Below are 18,312 nucleotides of genomic sequence, written 5' to 3'. Positions count from 1 at the left end.
TAGTTCAGTTGGTTAGAATACCTGCCTGTCACGCAGGGGGTCGCGGGTTCGAGTCCCGTCCGTTCCGCCACTTATTAGAAAATTAAGCCTGCTATCTTAGCAGGCTTAATGATAAGAAAATTTAGGGGCGTAGCTCAGTTGGTAGAGCACCGGTCTCCAAAACCGGGTGTCGCGAGTTCGAGTCTCTCCGCCCCTGCCAGAAATAATCCTTAGCATTTTTGCTAAGGATTTTTTTTTGCCTGAAACTTGCCTGGAAGTAGTATCCGCATTACCTGTCATTGTATTTCACCCGGCATCCTTGCCAGATCCAACTACCTTAATCTTCCAGTACGTTTGTTTTTAGAAGATCGCGAATTAACGCATTTTTATCGCTATTTTGTAACCATATTGCATATAACGGTCGTGAAAGCGTTGAGCTATCGGTAACCGTGTGGAGTCCACCTTTCTCTTTAGCCCAGATCACCGGTAGCCAACTGCAGCCGTTGAGGGGAGAAAGTTGTTGCCGTGCGAGTTCTGCTGAACTGGTTGTGAGTACGGGGACTTCATCACTCGCAATCAATCCTGTTTCATTTTGTTGAAAGTCTGGGCCCCACTCAAGACGTAAGTAATTCAACTCGTCTTTTGTTCGTGATGGAGCGGTGCTGTAAAGCGCTAATGTGAAGTGGCCGAGAAGCTGGCTACTAAATTCGTCCATTTTGGGCGCTTCAGTGGTAATCAGAAGATCCAGTTGGCGCTCATGGAGTTGCTTAACTAACGACTGTCTCTGAGCGATTCTGGCCTCAAATTGCAGACTGGCTTGTGGATCCTGAGACTGGTACAGCCGCCCCAGCCAGTCATTTAGCATGCACTCCCAAAGAGAGGCGCTGGCACCGATAGAAAATTCATTATGCCGTGACGTATGTGCGACCTCTTTGCGTGCGGCCTGCCACGTGTTCATCAGTGTTTCTGCATAAGGCAGAAGCTTCTCTCCGGCCGCAGTTAAACGGATATTGTTTCTGTGGCGAGTGAACAGGTTCACGCCAAGCTGATTTTCCAGTTGTCTAATACGAAAACTTACTGCTGATTGAGTCAGATAGAGTGCTTCAGCTGCACGACCAAAGTGGCGTGTCCGACTCACTTCCAGGAAAGTTTTCAACAATTCCGTATCCACAATTCACTCCACAAAATTATTTGTCGTTATGATTTAAATCTTTTGTTTTACACTCTGTCAAGCGTAACTAATACTCCGCGCCATAAATAGCTCGGCCAAAGAATTAGGAGCGTGCAGGATGGCGGAAAGCTTTACGACGACTAATCGATATTTCGACAATAAGTATTATCCTCGCGGATTCTCTCGTCATGGTGATTTCACCATCAAAGAGGCACAACTGCTTGAACGTTATGGTTATGCCTTTAATGAGCTGGATCTGGGTAAACGTGAGCCAGTCACTGAAGAAGAAAAACTGTTTGTCGCGGTATGCCGTGGCGAACGTGAACCTGTTACAGAGGCTGAACGCGTTTGGTCTAAATACATGACGCGTATCAAGCGTCCCAAGCGTTTTCACACGCTGTCTGGTGGTAAGCCGCAGATGGAAGGCGCTGAAGATTACACCGAATCTGACGATTAATAAAAAAAGGGCATCTTGCCCTTTTTTTATGCCAGCAGTTTCTGCAGATGAATGAGCAGTCTGTCTATCGCCCGATAGCCGACAGCTTCTTGTAAGTGCTGTCGTTTAATACTGTCTGAGTGCTCTATATCGGCAATGGTACGTGCAACTTTCAGCAGTCGTTGCCAGGCGCGTACAGATAACCCCAACTGCAGCAGCGTTTCCTCAAGCCAGTGTGCATCATCACTGTGCAAATTGCAGTGCTTCCGAATTTCCTGAGTATTCATTTGCGCGTTTAATTTTCCCTGTCGTGTGTACTGACGTTCCTGGGCAGCGATAACACGTTGTTTAACCGTAAAACTATCTTCTCCTTTGGCTATCGACCGGCTAAGAATGCCAGGTGGTGGGAGTGGGATCTCGAGTGAAAGATCAAAGCGATCGAGAAAAGGACCGGATAGACGGTTGAGATAGCGCAGTGTCTGCTCAGGCGTACAGCGATTATGGTTTCCCTGATAGTGGCCTGTGGGACTGGGATTCATGGCGGCAATCAACTGGAAACGTGCTGGATAGGTAATTTTAGCTCGCGTGCGGGAAAGATGAATTTTCCCGGACTCAATGGGTTCCCGCAACGCGTCCAGCGTACGTCGTTCAAATTCTGGCAGTTCATCAAGAAACAGAATGCCATTGTGCGCCAGCGAGATTTCTCCTGGGGCGGGTATTGAGCCACCACCGACCATGGCGGCCAATGATGCACTGTGGTGAGGTGAGCGGAATGGGCGCTGCTTCCAGCGCTTTTGTACGGTGTCGGAATTGACCAGACTGAGAATCGCTGCGCTTTCCAGTGCTTCTTCGTTGCTGAGTGGCGGAAGCAGCCCATTTAAGCGACTGGCAAGCATCGTTTTTCCTGTCCCGGGAGGTCCTATCAGCAGCAAGTTATGACCACCCGCTGCAGTAATTTCCAGTCCTCGCTTTCCTTGTTCCTGGCCGATGACATCACTGAGGTCATCCGACGATGTGCCGGAAGCCAGATCTCCTGTTACAGGCCTTTCAAGCTCATGCTTACCTTCCAGAAATGCGCATACGGATTGTAAATGATCGGCTATCAGGCACCCCTCGCCACTGATTAAACCGACTTCAGCTGCATTGTCACTGGCGACAATAATCCTCCTGCCAGCACGAATCGCTTCTGTTGCGCTCGAAATCGCACCGGGAACGCCGCGTAACGCCCCTGTAAGCGCCAGTTCACCTACTAATTCATATTCGCTAAGTTTATGCGTTGTAAGCTGCTCTGATGCGGTCAGAAGCGCGACAGCGATCGGTAAATCATATCTCCCTCCCTCTTTAGGGAGATCGGCAGGGGCGAGGTTGATCGTGATTTTCTTCGCCGGAAATTCATACCCACTATTGATAATGGCGCTGCGCACCCTATCTCGAGCCTCTTTTACTGTGGTTTCAGGTAATCCCACCATGGTTAAACCAGGAAGGCCATTGCTGATATGGACCTCGATAGTTATAGGGGGGGCATTAACGCCAAGGGCGGCGCGAGTGTGAACAATCGAAAGTGACATAACTCCTCCTGATACAGTCATTATGTCGAAGATAATGATAACAATGTTTATCTAAATAACGACTTTTAGCGGCTGATTCATGAGTTTTTATGCAACCTTGAAACGGAAGGCCGATGAGCGGAATGCTGCTCGCAAAAGGGAAAATACGCGAGATTCTGGAGGGGAAGTGGCCGTTCTGTGGGAAATAATATGAAATATTTTCACTTTTTGTTTTTCTTATATAAAACAATATGTTTTTACTAAACCGTTAGCTGCGTCAGAAAAAAGAGAATAAAAATATCTTGTGTTATTTGCGATATCTATGGTAACTCTTTAGGTATTCCTTCGAACAAGATGCAAGAATATACGAAAATGACAGCCCTTCTACGAGTGATTAGCCTGGTCGTGATTAGCGTGGTGGTGATTATTATCCCACCGTGCGGGGCTGCACTTGGACGAGGAAAGGCTTAGAAATCAAGCCTTAACGAACTAAGACCCCCGCACCGAAAGGTCCGGGGGTTTTTTTTGACCTTAAAAACATAACCGAGGAGCAGAAAATGAATAACAGCATAAAATTCTGTTTCTCTAAATTTATGGCGGGGAAGTAACTATGAATGGGGCGCAATGGGTAGTACATGCTTTGCGAGCACAGGGTGTTAAAACCGTTTTTGGTTATCCCGGTGGCGCAATTATGCCGGTTTACGATGCGTTGTATGACGGCGGCGTGGAACACCTGTTGTGCCGACACGAGCAAGGGGCTGTTATGGCAGCCATCGGGTATGCGCGTTCGACCGGTAAAACCGGCGTCTGTATCGCAACCTCCGGACCAGGGGCGACCAATCTGATCACCGGTCTGGCTGATGCGCTGTTAGATTCCGTTCCCGTTGTCGCCATCACTGGCCAGGTTTCTGCGCCCTTCATTGGCACTGATGCATTTCAGGAAGTGGACGTGTTAGGGCTGTCCCTGGCCTGTACCAAACACAGCTTCCTGGTGCCGTCGCTAGAAGAGTTACCCCGCATCATGGCCGACGCCTTCAGGATCGCGAATTCTGGACGACCAGGACCCGTTCTGGTTGATATCCCTAAAGATATCCAGCTGGCCAGCGGTAGTCTTGAGCCCTATTTCTCCACTGTGAAAAATGATGTTACGTTCCCGCACGCTGATGTTGAGCAGGCGTGTCGAATGATAGCGCAAGCGCAAAAACCGATGCTGTACGTCGGGGGCGGTGTGGGGATGGCGCAGGCGGTACCCGCGTTGCGTGAATTTCTCGACGCGACTCGCATGCCAGTCACCTGCACGTTGAAAGGGCTTGGCGCTGTCGATGCAGACTATCCGTATTATCTTGGCATGCTGGGGATGCATGGCACGAAAGCGGCAAACTTTGCGGTGCAGGAATGCGATCTGCTGGTGGCGGTCGGTGCACGTTTTGATGACCGGGTGACTGGCAAGCTGAATACCTTCGCGCCAAATGCCTGCGTAATCCACATGGATATCGATCCCGCCGAAATGAACAAGCTTCGTCAGGCGCACGTCGCCCTTCAGGGCGATCTGAATACATTGCTGCCTGCTCTGCAGCAGTCGTTGAATATTGAGGACTGGCGTCAACATTGCGCTCAACTGCGCACCGAGCATAGCTGGCGCTATGATCACCCTGGTGAGGCTATCTATGCCCCGCTGTTGTTAAAGCAGTTGTCAGATCGTAAACCGGCAGACAGCGTCGTGACGACGGATGTTGGGCAACATCAGATGTGGTCGGCGCAGCATATGACCTATACCCGTCCGGAAAACTTTATCACCTCCAGCGGCCTGGGTACGATGGGCTTCGGCCTGCCAGCGGCGGTGGGCGCGCAAGTGGCGCGACCGGATGACACTGTTATCTGTATCTCCGGTGACGGTTCCTTCATGATGAATGTGCAGGAGCTGGGCACCGTAAAACGCAAGCAGTTACCGTTGAAAATCGTCTTACTCGATAATCAACGTTTAGGGATGGTACGACAATGGCAGCAGCTGTTTTTTCAGGAACGCTATAGCGAAACTACCCTTACCGATAATCCCGATTTCCTCATGTTAGCCAGCGCCTTCGGCATTCCTGGCCAACACATCACCCGTAAAGACCAGGTTGAAGCGGCACTCGACACCATGCTGAACAGTGAGGGGCCTTACCTGCTTCATGTCTCAATCGACGAGCTTGAGAATGTCTGGCCCCTGGTGCCCCCCGGTGCCAGTAACTCAGAAATGCTGGAGAAATTATCATGATGCAACATCAGGTTAATGTGGCGGCGCGTTTCAGTCCGGAAACGTTAGAGCGTGTTTTACGTGTGGTACGTCATCGCGGTTTTCAGGTGTGCGCTATGAATATGGAAACAGCCAGCGATGCGCAGAATATAAATATCGAATTGACCGTTGCCAGCCCCCGGTCGGTCGACTTACTGTTTAGTCAGTTAAGTAAACTGGTAGACGTTGCACATGTTGCCATTTGCCAGAGCACAACCACATCACAACAGATCCGCGCCTGAGCGCAAAAGGAAGAAAAATGACGACGAAAAAAGCTGATTACATTTGGTCCAATGGCGAGATGATTCGTTGGGAAGATGCGAAAGTTCACGTAATGTCCCACGCGTTGCACTACGGTACTTCAGTGTTTGAAGGGATCCGTTGCTACGATTCTCACAAAGGACCTGTGGTGTTCCGCCATCGCGAACACATGCAGCGCCTTCGCGACTCAGCAAAAATTTATCGTTTCCCGGTGACTCAGAGCGTTGATGAGTTAATGGAAGCCTGCCGCGCCGTTATCCGCAAAAACAATCTGACCAGCGCGTATATCCGCCCACTGGTCTTTGTGGGCGATGTGGGGATGGGCGTTAACCCACCTGCGGGATACACCACTGATGTGATCATCGCCGCGTTCCCGTGGGGAGCCTATCTGGGCGCTGAAGCGCTGGAGCAGGGGATCGATGCGATGGTTTCTTCCTGGAACCGCGTTGCGCCAAACACCATTCCGACCGCGGCAAAAGCGGGCGGTAACTATCTTTCTTCTCTGCTGGTGGGTAGCGAAGCGCGTCGCCACGGTTATCAGGAAGGGATTGCGCTGGATGTGAACGGCTACATTTCCGAAGGCGCAGGCGAGAACCTGTTTGAAGTGAAAGATGGCATTCTGTTCACCCCGCCGTTCACCTCATCCGCGCTGCCGGGCATTACGCGTGATGCGATCATCAAGCTGGCGAAAGAGCTGGATATCGAAGTGCGTGAGCAAGTGCTGTCCCGTGAATCACTGTATCTGGCGGATGAAGTGTTCATGTCCGGAACCGCAGCAGAAATCACGCCAGTTCGCAGTGTAGACGGCATCCAGGTGGGTGAAGGTCGCTGTGGCCCGGTCACCAAACGCATCCAGCAAGCATTCTTTGGCCTCTTCACCGGTGAAACGGAAGATAAATGGGGCTGGTTGGATCAGGTTAATCCATAAATATAAATTCGGGACGGCACGCACCGTCCCGCTAAATAGTCAGACGGGAGTAAATAAAGCATGCCTAAGTATCGTTCCGCTACCACCACCCATGGCCGTAATATGGCGGGGGCCCGCGCACTGTGGCGCGCAACCGGGATGACCGACGCCGATTTCGGCAAGCCGATTATTGCGGTTGTAAACTCGTTTACCCAGTTTGTGCCGGGCCATGTGCACCTGCGCGACCTCGGTAAACTGGTTGCTGAACAGATTGAAGCGGCAGGCGGTGTTGCCAAAGAGTTCAACACCATTGCGGTGGACGACGGTATCGCCATGGGCCACGGGGGTATGCTTTATTCACTGCCGTCTCGCGAGCTGATCGCCGACTCTGTTGAGTATATGGTCAACGCCCATTGCGCTGACGCGATGGTCTGCATCTCCAACTGCGACAAAATAACCCCGGGGATGCTGATGGCCTCCCTGCGCCTGAACATTCCGGTGATCTTTGTCTCCGGCGGCCCGATGGAAGCCGGGAAAACCAAACTCTCCGATCAAATCATCAAGCTCGACCTGGTTGACGCGATGATTCAGGGGGCGGACCCGAAAGTCTCCGACGAGCAGAGCGATCAGGTAGAACGCTCCGCGTGTCCGACCTGCGGCTCCTGTTCTGGCATGTTCACCGCCAACTCAATGAACTGTCTGACCGAAGCGCTGGGCCTGTCTCAGCCAGGCAACGGCTCGCTGCTGGCGACCCACGCCGACCGTAAACAGCTGTTCCTGAATGCCGGTACTCGCATCGTTGAACTGACCAAACGCTACTACGAGCAGGACGACGAAAGCGCCTTGCCGCGCAATATTGCCAACAAAGCCGCGTTCGAAAACGCGATGACCCTGGACATCGCCATGGGCGGCTCCACCAACACCGTTCTGCATCTGCTGGCGGCGGCGCAGGAAGCGGAAATCGACTTCACCATGAGTGATATCGACAAGCTCTCCCGCAAAGTCCCTCAGCTGTGTAAAGTCGCGCCGAGTACGCAGAAATACCATATGGAAGACGTGCACCGCGCGGGCGGCGTACTGGGGATTCAGGGCGAACTGGATCGTGCCAAACTGCTTAACCGCGACGTGAAAAACGTGCTCGGTCTGACGCTGCCGCAAACCCTTGAGCAATACGACGTTGTTGTGACGCAGGACGACGCCGTGAAAACCATGTTCCGCGCAGGGCCTGCGGGTATCCGCACCACCCAGGCATTCTCGCAGGATTGCCGCTGGGATACGCTGGATGATGACCGCGCGAATGGCTGTATCCGCTCTCTGGAGCATGCTTACAGCAAAGACGGCGGCCTGGCCGTGCTGTACGGAAACTTCGCGGAAAACGGCTGTATCGTCAAAACCGCAGGCGTCGACGACAGCATCCTCAAATTCACTGGCCCGGCCAAAGTCTACGAAAGCCAGGATGATGCGGTAGACGCTATCCTCGGTGGCAAAGTGGTCGCTGGCGATGTGGTTGTCATCCGCTACGAAGGCCCGAAAGGTGGTCCGGGGATGCAGGAGATGCTTTACCCCACCACGTTCCTGAAATCGATGGGCCTCGGCAAAGCTTGTGCACTGGTGACCGACGGTCGTTTCTCTGGCGGCACTTCCGGCCTTTCTATTGGCCACGTTTCTCCGGAAGCGGCGAGCGGCGGCAATATTGCGATCATTGAAGACGGCGATCTGATCGAAATTGATATCCCGAATCGCGGCATCCAACTGCAACTGAGCGAGCAGGAAATTGCGGCTCGTCGTGAGGCGCAGGAAGCCCGTGGCGATAAAGCCTGGACGCCGAAGAACCGTGAACGTCAGGTCTCCTTTGCCCTGCGTGCCTATGCCAGCCTGGCGACCAGCGCCGACAAAGGTGCGGTGCGCGATAAATCGAAGCTGGGGGGCTAATGATGGCTGACTCGCAACCCCTGTCTGGCACCCCTGAGGGTGCCGAATATCTCAGAGCGGTGCTACGCGCACCGGTCTACGAAGCAGCGCAGGTCACGCCGCTGCAAAAAATGGAAAAACTTTCGTCGCGCCTTGATAACGTGATCCTGGTGAAACGCGAAGACCGCCAGCCGGTGCACAGCTTCAAGCTGCGTGGGGCTTACGCCATGATGGCGGGGTTGACGGAAGAACAGAAAGCGCAGGGTGTGATCACTGCTTCCGCGGGTAACCACGCGCAAGGCGTGGCGTTTTCCTCCGCGCGTTTAGGTGTAAAAGCGCTGATTGTCATGCCAACCGCCACCGCCGACATCAAAGTCGATGCGGTGCGCGGTTTCGGCGGCGAAGTGTTGCTGCACGGCGCCAATTTTGATGAGGCGAAAGCCAAAGCGATTGAGTTGTCGCAGCAGCAAGGCTTCACCTGGGTGCCGCCGTTCGATCATCCGATGGTGATTGCTGGCCAGGGCACGCTGGCGCTGGAACTGCTGCAACAAGACGCCCACCTGGACCGCGTGTTTGTGCCGGTCGGCGGCGGCGGACTGGCGGCGGGCGTGGCGGTGCTGATCAAGCAACTGATGCCGCAAATTAAAGTTATTGCCGTAGAAGCGGAAGACTCCGCCTGCCTGAAGGCGGCGCTGGAAGCTGGTCATCCGGTGGATCTGCCGCGCGTAGGTTTATTTGCTGAGGGCGTGGCGGTCAAACGCATTGGCGATGAAACCTTCCGTCTGTGCCAGGAGTATCTCGACGACATCATCACTGTCGACAGCGATGCTATCTGTGCGGCGATGAAAGATCTGTTCGAAGATGTGCGTGCGGTGGCGGAACCGTCAGGCGCGCTGGCGCTGGCGGGGATGAAAAAGTACATCGCTCAGCACAATATCCGTGGCGAACGGCTGGCCCATGTCCTTTCCGGCGCTAACGTTAACTTCCATGGCCTGCGCTACGTGTCCGAACGCTGCGAGCTGGGCGAGCAACGAGAAGCCCTGCTGGCGGTCACTATCCCGGAAGAGAAGGGCAGCTTCCTGAAGTTCTGCCAGCTACTCGGCGGGCGTTCGGTCACCGAGTTCAACTACCGCTTTGCCGATGCTAAAGATGCCTGCATTTTCGTGGGCGTGCGTCTGAGCCGAGGTTTGGAAGAGCGTAAAGAAATTCTGCAACTGCTCAAGGACGGCGGTTACAGCGTGGTCGATCTCTCCGATGATGAAATGGCGAAGCTGCACGTACGCTATATGGTCGGCGGACGCCCATCGAAACCGCTCAAGGAACGCCTCTACAGTTTCGAATTTCCGGAATCACCGGGGGCGTTGCTGCGCTTCCTCAACACACTGGGCACACACTGGAACATCTCGTTGTTCCACTACCGCAGCCATGGCACCGACTACGGACGTGTACTGGCGGCGTTCGAGTTGGGCGATCATGAACCGGATTTCGAAACCCGGCTCAATGAGCTGGGCTACGACTGCCACGATGAGACGCAAAACCCGGCGTTCAGGTTCTTTTTGGCGGGTTAATACCAATGGCTTTTGTTGGCTGGATAAGGCGCTTGCGCCGCCATCCGGCAAATCCCGCCCAATGGCGCTACGCTTATCGGGCCTACAAAGCTAGTGGTTCGGCAAAATCGCCCAAAACGCGTCAATAAGCGGCTCATGCAGCCGCTTTTTTTGTGCGCAGACGCCAAGTTCGAACGGTGTTTTTTCATCGCTGCGCTCCAGAATCATCACGCGGTTGCGCACCGGCTCCGGGCTGTTTTCCAGCACCACTTCCGGCAGCAGCGCTACACCGCAGCCGAGCGCCACCATCGAAACCATCGCTTCATGGCCTCCCACCGTGGCGTAAATCAAAGGATTGCTGATCTTGTTGCGCCGGAACCACAGCTCAATACGGCGGCGTACCGGTCCCTGGTCGGCCATGATAAATGGAATTGTCGACCAGTCCGGGATATCTACCGAAACTTGATTACGCACCGGGCAGGGCAGTGCGGGTGCGATCAACACCACCGCCAGATTTTCCAGCATCGAAAAGGCCACCGCGCCGGGCAGCGTTTCCGGTTTGCCGGCAATCGCCAGATCCGCTTCGCCTGTTACCACTTTTTCCATCGCATCGGCGGCATCACCGGTCGTGAGCTTAATTTCCACCGACGGATGTTCCGCGCGGAAGCGATCGAGAATCGGCGGCAGATGGCTGTAGGCGGCGGTCACCGAGCAGAAGATATGCAATTCGCCAGAAAGCGACGGCCCTTGCTGATCGATGGTATGGCGCAGTTGCTGATACTGCAGCAACGTTTGCTGGGCAAAGACGCGTAACTCTTCACCTGCTTCGGTCAGCGTCACGGTGCGGTTGTCACGCACAAACAGCGGCTGACCGAGATCTTCTTCCAGGCGCTGAATCTGCCGGGAAAGCGTCGAGGGGCTGACGTGCATCGCCCGCGCGCTGCGGCCAAAATGGCGGCTCTCCGCCAGATGCAGAAAGGTTTTCAGATCGCGTAAATCCACAGATCGCACTCCACTCGTTTATATTGCAGAAATTGCAACGTGACGTTGTGAATATATCAATTTCCGCAATAAATTTCCTGTTGTAATGTGGTTCCATTCTCGCAAAACGCGAACCGAACAATAAAGCACGACAACACAACATCACGGAGTTCACCATGGCTAACTACTTCAACACACTGAACCTGCGCCAGCAGCTGGCACAGCTGGGCAAATGTCGCTTTATGGGTCGCGACGAATTCGCCGATGGCGCGAGCTACCTTCAGGGTAAAAAAGTGGTCATCGTTGGCTGCGGCGCTCAGGGTTTGAACCAGGGCCTGAACATGCGTGATTCCGGTCTGGATATCTCTTACGCCCTGCGTAAAGAAGCGATTGCTGAGAAACGCGCCTCCTGGCGTAAAGCGACCGAAAACGGCTTCAAATGCGGTACTTACGAAGAGCTGATCCCACAGGCGGACCTGGTCGTTAACCTGACGCCAGACAAACAGCACTCCGACGTGGTGCGTTCCGTACAGCCGCTGATGAAAGACGGCGCGGCGCTGGGTTACTCTCACGGTTTCAACATCGTTGAAGTAGGCGAGCAGATTCGTAAAGACATTACCGTCGTGATGGTTGCGCCGAAGTGCCCGGGTACCGAAGTACGTGAAGAGTACAAACGTGGTTTCGGCGTACCGACCCTGATCGCCGTTCACCCGGAAAACGATCCAAAAGGCGAAGGCATGGCGATTGCCAAAGCCTGGGCCGCAGCAACTGGCGGTCACCGTGCGGGTGTACTGGAATCTTCCTTCGTGGCAGAAGTGAAATCTGACCTGATGGGCGAACAGACCATTCTGTGCGGTATGTTGCAGGCAGGTTCTCTGCTGTGCTTCGACAAGCTGGTGGAAGAGGGTACCGACCCGGCTTACGCCGAAAAACTGATTCAGTTCGGTTGGGAAACCATCACCGAAGCCCTGAAACAGGGCGGTATTACTCTGATGATGGACCGCCTGTCCAACCCGGCGAAACTGCGTGCTTACGCGCTGTCAGAACAACTGAAAGAGATCATGGCGCCGCTGTTCCAGAAGCACATGGACGACATCATCTCCGGCGAATTCTCCTCCGGCATGATGGCTGACTGGGCTAACGACGATAAGAAACTGCTGACCTGGCGTGAAGAGACCGGCAAAACCGCGTTTGAAACCGCACCGCAGTTTGAAGGCAAAATCGGTGAGCAGGAGTACTTCGATAAAGGTGTGCTGATGATCGCGATGGTGAAAGCGGGCGTTGAGCTGGCGTTCGAAACCATGGTGGATTCCGGCATCATCGAAGAGTCTGCTTACTACGAATCCCTGCACGAGCTGCCGCTGATTGCGAACACTATCGCCCGTAAGCGTCTGTATGAAATGAACGTGGTTATCTCTGATACCGCTGAATACGGTAACTACCTGTTCTCATACGCTTGCGTACCGTTGCTGAAATCGTTCATGACTGAAATTCAGCCGGGCGACCTGGGCAAAGCCATTGCCGAAGGTGCAGTCGATAACGCGCAGTTGCGTGATGTGAACGAAGCGATTCGCAACCATGCGATCGAGAAAGTGGGCCAGAAACTGCGTGGCTATATGACTGATATGAAACGTATTGCTGTTGCCGGATAAGGCATAGCACGAATTGCCGGATGGCGGCGTAAACGCCTTATCCGGCCTACAAAAAAAGCCCGAAGGTTCAGACCTCGGGCTTTTTGTTAGTTACGGTACAGCACCTTAATGATGTGGTAACCGAACTGGGTGTGCAGCGGGCCGGTTGGCTCCAGCACCGGGCAGGAGAAAACCACTTTATCGAACGCCGGGACCATCTGACCCTGACGGAATTCACCTAAGTGGCCGCCTTTTTTGCCTGACGGGCAGGTAGAGTGTTTCTTCGCCAGTTTCTCGAAGTCTGCACCGTTTTTAATTTGTTCCAGAAGATCCAGAGCCAGTTTCTCTTCTTTAACAAGGATATGCAGTGCTGCTGCTGTTTTTGCCATGATATGCGCCTTCAAAGGGGTCAATAAGGCTGGCAATTTTAGCATGCGTTATCGGCGATATAACACCTTGATGATGTGATAGCCAAATTTGGTTTTCACCGGCCCATAGGGTTTCAACAACGGGCAACTGAAGACCGCGGCATCAAACGGTCCCACCATCATACCCTGCTTAAATTCGCCCAAATCGCCACCGTTGCGACCAGACGGGCAGCGCGAATAGCGCTTTGCCAGATGATCAAAACTGATGCCGCGTTCCAGTTTGGCGAGGATCTCAAGGGCGAGTTTTTCGGTTTTTACCAGGATATGCAGGGCGGCGGCGCTCTTTGCCATGGTGATTTTCTCATCGTGTTTGTGCTGCCAACACTTTACCATTCGGCGGGTAAATCTCAGCGCAACTTTCTGCTACAATCCTCCCCCCGTTCGAAGATTGAGCAATACTCCTATGCGTTTAAACCCCGGCCAACAACACGCTGTTGAATTCGTCACCGGACCCTGCCTGGTGCTGGCGGGGGCAGGTTCTGGCAAAACACGCGTTATCACGAACAAGATTGCCCACCTCATTCGTGGCTGTGGGTATCAGGCGCGCCACATTGCTGCAGTGACCTTTACCAACAAAGCGGCACGTGAGATGAAAGAACGTGTCGGGCAGACGCTGGGGCGCAAAGAAGCGCGCGGCCTGATGATTTCCACTTTCCATACGCTGGGGCTGGACATTATCAAGCGGGAGTATGCCGCGCTGGGGATGAAATCCAACTTCTCGCTGTTCGACGACACCGATCAGGTTGCGTTGTTGAAGGATTTGACCGAAGGGTTGATCGAAGACGATAAAGTGATGCTGCAACAGCTGATCTCAACGATCTCCAACTGGAAAAACGATCTGAAAACCCCTGCGCAGGCGGCGGCCAGCGCGAAGGGCGAGCGGGATCGCATTTTTGCACACTGCTATGGCCTGTACGATGCGCATATGAAGGCGTGTAACGTGCTGGATTTTGATGACCTGATCCTGCTGCCCACGCTGCTGCTGCAGCGTAATGAAGAGGTGCGTGAGCGCTGGCAAAACAAGATCCGCTACTTGCTGGTGGATGAATATCAGGATACCAACACCAGCCAGTACGAGCTGGTGAAGCTGTTGGTGGGCCAACGCGCGCGCTTTACGGTGGTGGGGGATGACGATCAGTCAATCTACTCCTGGCGCGGTGCCCGCCCGCAAAACCTGGTGCTGCTGAGTCAGGATTTTCCGGCTTTGCAGGTGATTAAACTCGAACAGAACTACCGTTCCTCCGGGCGCATCCTGAAGGCGGCGAATATCCTCATTGCCAACAATCCGCACGTCTTTGAAAAACGACTCTTTTCCGAGCTGGGTTATGGTGCCGAGCTTAAAGTGTTGAGTGCGAACAATGAAGAGCATGAAGCCGAGCGGGTCACTGGCGAGCTTATCGCCCACCACTTTGTGAATAAAACCGAATACAAGGATTACGCCATCCTGTACCGCGGGAATCACCAGTCGCGGGTGTTTGAAAAATTCCTCATGCAGAACCGGATCCCGTACAAAATTTCCGGCGGTACGTCGTTCTTCTCCCGCCCGGAGATTAAAGATCTGCTTGCCTACCTGCGCGTTTTGACCAATCCGGACGATGACAGCGCGTTTTTGCGCATTGTGAACACCCCAAAACGCGAAATCGGTTCGGCCACGCTGCAAAAACTGGGCGAATGGGCGATGACCCGCAACAAGAGTCTGTTTACCGCCAGCTTTGATATGGGGCTTAGCCAGACATTGACCGGGCGCGGGTATGATTCGTTAACCCGCTTTACGCAGTGGCTGGGCGAAATTCAGCGCCTGGCGGAGCGTGAACCGATTGCGGCAGTACGCGACCTTATTCACGGCATCGACTATGAATCCTGGCTGTATGAAACCTCGCCGAGTCAAAAAGCGGCGGAGATGCGCATGAAAAACGTCAACCAGCTGTTTAGCTGGATGACGGAAATGCTGGAAGGCAGTGAAATTGATGAACCGATGACGCTTACCCAGGTGGTGACGCGCTTTACGCTGCGCGACATGATGGAACGTGGCGAAAGTGAAGAGGAGTTAGATCAGGTTCAACTGATGACGTTGCATGCTTCAAAAGGCCTCGAATTTCCGTATGTCTTTATGGTGGGGATGGAAGAGGGCTTTCTGCCGCACCAGAGCAGTATTGATGAAGATAATATCGATGAAGAGCGCCGTCTGGCCTATGTTGGGATCACTCGCGCACAGAAAGAGCTTATCTTCACACTGTGCAAAGAACGCCGTCAGTACGGCGAGCTGATTCGGCCTGAACCGAGTCGTTTTCTGTTGGAGTTGCCGCAGGACGATCTCATTTGGGAGCAGGAACGTAAAGTCGTGACGGCCGAAGAGCGGATGCAGAAAGGGCAGAACCATCTGGCAAATTTGAAAGCGATGATGGCGGCAAAGAGAGCGAAATAGTTGGCCGGATAAGCGTTAGCGCCACCCGGCAAAAGCGTCTTACAACACGTCCAGCGGCCAGTGGACATAGCTTTGCCACTGGCTTTCTTGATCAACAAGCTCTTTACCCAGTGGATGGTGCGCAAACCAGCCTTCGGGGAGAATTAACGTCAGATTTTCATTCTGTGCCTGCAACACGATATCAGGCACCAGATCGTCGCGTCGACGACTGGCAAAAATAATTGCCAGACGCAGTAAGCGACAAAGATGTTCTGCCACGCGCGGCGGCACCGCGTTTTGCTGGTGGAGTGACGAGAGATCGACAGGGTTGGTCTGATTTAATAATAACGTTGCCAGCAATTTCTTTTGCGCAGGCGTAAAGCCCGGTAAATCAAGATTGCGCACCAGGTAGGCCGCATGTTGTGGCGCTTGCCTGAAATCGACGCTTAACCCAATCTCATGTAACTGACAGGCGCTGATCAATATTTCGCGGCTGATCAATTCAATATGCCACTCATTCTCTACCTGATTGAGGAAAGAGGCCGCGAGATTTGCGACGCGGTTTGCCTGTTCGGTATCGACCATAAATCGCCGCTGAACGTTACGCAGCGTGCGACTGCGAATATCCTGTTCGACGGCCAGATGCAGCATACCGTAGACCAGACCTTCACGCAGCGCACCGCCGGCAAGGGTCATGCACTTAATGTTCAGTTCGGTGAAAATGGCGATAAGAATGGCGAGACCGCTGGGGAAGACTAATGCGCGCTCAAGCGTTAATCCTTCAATTTCCAGCTCTTCCAGACGGCCGCAATGAATGGCTCGCTGCTTTAACTGTTGGAGCTTCGCCAGCGTAATACGCTCATCCATGCCCTGCGCCATCATGATTTCTTGTAGCGCTTGCACGGTGCCAGAAGCACCCACACATACTTTCCAGCCATGATAGCGCAACTCATCAGCAACGGGACGCAGCACTTCGCGTGCGGCTTTTTCCGCCTCATCAAAGTTTTCCTGCGCCAGATTGCGATCGGTAAAGTAACGCTCAAGCCAGGTAACGCAACCCATCGACAAACTAAACAGAGAGGTGGTTTGCGCACCGGTACCGGTGACCATTTCAGTGCTGGCACCGCCGATATCGACCACCAGACGCTGGTCGGCGCCACCGGTGGTATGGGCGACACCCTGATAAATCAGACGGGCTTCTTCTTCACCGCTAATCACCTGGATGGGACAACCGAGAATATCTTGTGCTTTAGCAATAAACTCGCCCGCATTGACGGCAAGGCGCAATGTTGCCGTTGCAACCACGCGGATTTGCGGTTGGGGAATATCCTGCAGGCGTTCAGCAAACAGACGCAGGCACTGCCAGCCGCGCTCCATTGCCTCTGCAGAAAGGGCATTATCACTGTTCAGCCCAGCAGCCAGACGCACCTTGCGCTTGATGCGGGTAAGCGTCTGGATGCTTCCAGCCACCTCGCGTACAACCAGCATATGAAAACTATTGGAACCGAGATCGATAGCTGCATAAAGCGACGAGGTGGAGCTGAGCATATTTTCTTAACCTGAACGACGACGGTTACGAGGCGCGCCAGTGCGGCGTGGTCCGTTGCCAGGGCGTGAACGCGTCAGACGCAGTGGCTTAGGCAAATCGGTCATCAGCGCTTCCGGATTGTATTTGCTCACCGGAATAGAGTGACCAATGTAGGTCTCAATGGCGGGCAGATTCAACGCGTACTCTTCGCAGGCCAGACTGATGGAATGACCGCTTGCGCCAGCACGACCCGTACGACCGATACGGTGGACGTAGTCTTCACAGTCATCCGGCAGATCGTAGTTAAAGACGTGCGTCACCGCAGGAATGTGCAGACCGCGCGCTGCAACGTCAGTCGCTACCAGAATATCGAGGTCACCACGGGTAAATTCCTCGAGAATGCGCAGGCGTTTTTTCTGCGCCACGTCGCCGGTCAACAGACCCACGCGATGGCCATCAGCGGCAAGGCTACCCCAGATATCTTCGCAACGGTGTTTGGTGTTGGCGAAAACAATGGCGCGATCTGGCCACTCTTCTTCGATCAGCGTTTGCAGTAAACGCATCTTTTCTTCATTAGAAGGGTAGAAAAGCTCTTCTTTAATGCGGTGACCCGTTTTTTGTTCCGGCTCAACTTCAACGTATTCGGCGTTGTTCATCTGCTCGAACGCCAGTTCGCGTACGCGGTAAGACAGGGTGGCGGAGAACAACATGTTCAGGCGCTGAGTGGCTGGCGGCATGCGGCGGAACAGCCAACGGATATCTTTAATAAAGCCCAGATCGTACATGCGATCGGCTTCATCAAGCACGACGACCTGAATGGCGCCAAGGTTGATATGATTCTGTTTCGCATAGTCGATCAGACGACCGGTGGTGCCGATCAGAATATCGACGCCGCTTTCCAGCACTTTAAGCTGTTTGTCGTAACCGTCGCCGCCGTAAGCCAGACCTAACTTCAGGCCGGTCGTTTGTGCCAGCGGTTCCGCATCAGCGTGGATCTGCACGGCTAATTCGCGCGTCGGCGCCATAATTAGCGCGCGCGGCTGGTTCACCTTGCGATCGCCAATTGCGGGATGAGAGAGAAGATAATGAAACGTCGACGTCAGAAACGCCATCGTTTTCCCGGTACCGGTTTGCGCCTGCCCTGCAACATCACGACCTGCCAGCGTTAGCGGGAGGGCCAGTGCCTGAATGGGCGTGCAGTTATGAAACCCTTTATTTTCAAGGGCTTCTATCACCTTAGGGTGCAGGGCGAAGTCGGAAAACTTCTGTTCTGTTAAATGTGTTTTGCTCATAGTGTGGTAGAATA

17 protein-coding genes and 1 tRNA gene are annotated in these 18,312 nt (G+C 53.7%); 11 read left to right on the top strand and 7 right to left on the bottom strand.

The genetic code is table 11. The features are described from left to right. Positions 1 to 123 precede the first annotated feature (123 nt). Positions 124 to 199 (top strand) — tRNA-Trp (locus AC07UY_RS20245). Positions 200 to 316: 117 nt separating this feature from the next. Here the strand turns inward: AC07UY_RS20245 and hdfR are convergent. After that, the gene (gene hdfR, locus AC07UY_RS20240; protein WP_494661362.1) at positions 317 to 1,150 is read right to left on the bottom strand and encodes an HTH-type transcriptional regulator HdfR; all 834 of its coding nucleotides are present in this window, start codon (positions 1,148 to 1,150) and stop codon (positions 317 to 319) included. A gap of 118 nt (positions 1,151 to 1,268) precedes the next feature. Here hdfR and maoP point away from each other — a divergent pair, with 118 nt between their 5' ends. Beyond that, positions 1,269 to 1,607: a macrodomain Ori organization protein MaoP gene (gene maoP / locus AC07UY_RS20235; RefSeq protein ID WP_162380306.1), complete on the top strand. Its 339-nt coding sequence runs from the start codon at positions 1,269 to 1,271 to the stop codon at positions 1,605 to 1,607. 26 nt (positions 1,608 to 1,633) lie between these two features. Here the strand turns inward: maoP and AC07UY_RS20230 are convergent, their stop codons facing one another. After that, the gene (locus AC07UY_RS20230) at positions 1,634 to 3,154 is read right to left on the bottom strand and encodes a YifB family Mg chelatase-like AAA ATPase (RefSeq protein ID WP_494701829.1); all 1,521 of its coding nucleotides are present in this window, start codon (positions 3,152 to 3,154) and stop codon (positions 1,634 to 1,636) included. Positions 3,155 to 3,505: 351 nt separating this feature from the next. On the opposite strand from AC07UY_RS20230, the gene ilvL reads away from it, so the two are divergent. The 7 genes from ilvL to ilvA all read left to right on the top strand — a co-directional run bounded on the left by ilvL (position 3,506) and on the right by ilvA (position 10,055). Next, a complete protein-coding gene (gene ilvL / locus AC07UY_RS20225; RefSeq protein ID WP_001311244.1) occupies positions 3,506 to 3,604 on the top strand; it encodes an ilv operon leader peptide in 99 nt (32 codons plus the stop codon). Between the two features lie 86 nt (positions 3,605 to 3,690). Beyond that, the gene (ilvX, locus tag AC07UY_RS20220) at positions 3,691 to 3,741 is read left to right on the top strand and encodes a peptide IlvX (RefSeq protein ID WP_203361354.1); all 51 of its coding nucleotides are present in this window, start codon (positions 3,691 to 3,693) and stop codon (positions 3,739 to 3,741) included. A gap of 2 nt (positions 3,742 to 3,743) precedes the next feature. Beyond that, the gene (ilvG, locus tag AC07UY_RS20215; RefSeq protein ID WP_494661364.1) at positions 3,744 to 5,390 is read left to right on the top strand and encodes an acetolactate synthase 2 catalytic subunit; all 1,647 of its coding nucleotides are present in this window, start codon (positions 3,744 to 3,746) and stop codon (positions 5,388 to 5,390) included. Beyond that, on the top strand, positions 5,387 to 5,650 hold the full coding sequence (gene ilvM, locus AC07UY_RS20210) for an acetolactate synthase 2 small subunit (RefSeq protein WP_192613994.1): 264 nt from the start codon (positions 5,387 to 5,389) through the stop codon (positions 5,648 to 5,650). Before ilvG ends, ilvM begins: the two co-directional genes overlap by 4 nt. A 17-nt stretch (positions 5,651 to 5,667) precedes the next feature. Further along, positions 5,668 to 6,597: a branched-chain amino acid transaminase gene (locus tag AC07UY_RS20205; RefSeq protein WP_192613993.1), complete on the top strand. Its 930-nt coding sequence runs from the start codon at positions 5,668 to 5,670 to the stop codon at positions 6,595 to 6,597. Between the two features lie 60 nt (positions 6,598 to 6,657). Further along, positions 6,658 to 8,508, top strand: coding sequence for a dihydroxy-acid dehydratase (gene ilvD / locus AC07UY_RS20200; protein WP_494701828.1), 1,851 nt, complete (start codon positions 6,658 to 6,660; stop codon positions 8,506 to 8,508). Positions 8,509 to 8,510: 2 nt separating this feature from the next. Continuing rightward, positions 8,511 to 10,055, top strand: a complete 1,545-nt coding sequence (ilvA, locus tag AC07UY_RS20195; RefSeq protein WP_494661401.1) for a threonine ammonia-lyase, biosynthetic — start codon at positions 8,511 to 8,513, stop codon at positions 10,053 to 10,055. A 90-nt stretch (positions 10,056 to 10,145) separates the two neighbouring features. Here ilvA and ilvY read toward each other — a convergent pair whose 3' ends face one another. Continuing rightward, a complete protein-coding gene (ilvY, locus tag AC07UY_RS20190) occupies positions 10,146 to 11,036 on the bottom strand; it encodes an HTH-type transcriptional activator IlvY (RefSeq protein WP_192613991.1) in 891 nt (296 codons plus the stop codon). A 155-nt stretch (positions 11,037 to 11,191) separates the two neighbouring features. Here ilvY and ilvC point away from each other — a divergent pair, with 155 nt between their 5' ends. Beyond that, positions 11,192 to 12,667, top strand: coding sequence for a ketol-acid reductoisomerase (gene ilvC, locus AC07UY_RS20185; protein WP_494701827.1), 1,476 nt, complete (start codon positions 11,192 to 11,194; stop codon positions 12,665 to 12,667). A gap of 86 nt (positions 12,668 to 12,753) precedes the next feature. Here the strand turns inward: ilvC and ppiC (AC07UY_RS20180) are convergent, their stop codons facing one another. Further along, on the bottom strand, positions 12,754 to 13,035 hold the full coding sequence (gene ppiC, locus AC07UY_RS20180) for a peptidylprolyl isomerase PpiC (RefSeq protein ID WP_015960967.1): 282 nt from the start codon (positions 13,033 to 13,035) through the stop codon (positions 12,754 to 12,756). Positions 13,036 to 13,083: 48 nt separating this feature from the next. Continuing rightward, on the bottom strand, positions 13,084 to 13,365 hold the full coding sequence (gene ppiC, locus AC07UY_RS20175; RefSeq protein WP_192613989.1) for a peptidylprolyl isomerase PpiC: 282 nt from the start codon (positions 13,363 to 13,365) through the stop codon (positions 13,084 to 13,086). A gap of 112 nt (positions 13,366 to 13,477) precedes the next feature. On the opposite strand from ppiC (AC07UY_RS20175), the gene rep reads away from it, so the two are divergent. Further along, complete coding sequence (gene rep / locus AC07UY_RS20170) at positions 13,478 to 15,499, top strand: DNA helicase Rep (RefSeq protein WP_494701826.1); 2,022 nt, start codon at positions 13,478 to 13,480, stop codon at positions 15,497 to 15,499. A 39-nt stretch (positions 15,500 to 15,538) separates the two neighbouring features. On the opposite strand, the gene gppA is transcribed toward rep, so the two are convergent. Together gppA and rhlB are read right to left on the bottom strand one after the other, a co-directional pair. Next, positions 15,539 to 17,026, bottom strand: a complete 1,488-nt coding sequence (gene gppA / locus AC07UY_RS20165) for a guanosine-5'-triphosphate,3'-diphosphate diphosphatase (protein WP_494701825.1) — start codon at positions 17,024 to 17,026, stop codon at positions 15,539 to 15,541. A gap of 6 nt (positions 17,027 to 17,032) precedes the next feature. Continuing rightward, complete coding sequence (gene rhlB, locus AC07UY_RS20160; RefSeq protein ID WP_494701824.1) at positions 17,033 to 18,298, bottom strand: ATP-dependent RNA helicase RhlB; 1,266 nt, start codon at positions 18,296 to 18,298, stop codon at positions 17,033 to 17,035. Positions 18,299 to 18,312 lie beyond the last annotated feature (14 nt).

The sequence above is a fragment of the Citrobacter sp. GW821-FHT02E08 genome (assembly GCF_059421685.1).
The sequence above is the reverse complement of the archived record's forward strand: the minus strand, read 5'-3'. Positions and strand labels throughout refer to the sequence as shown.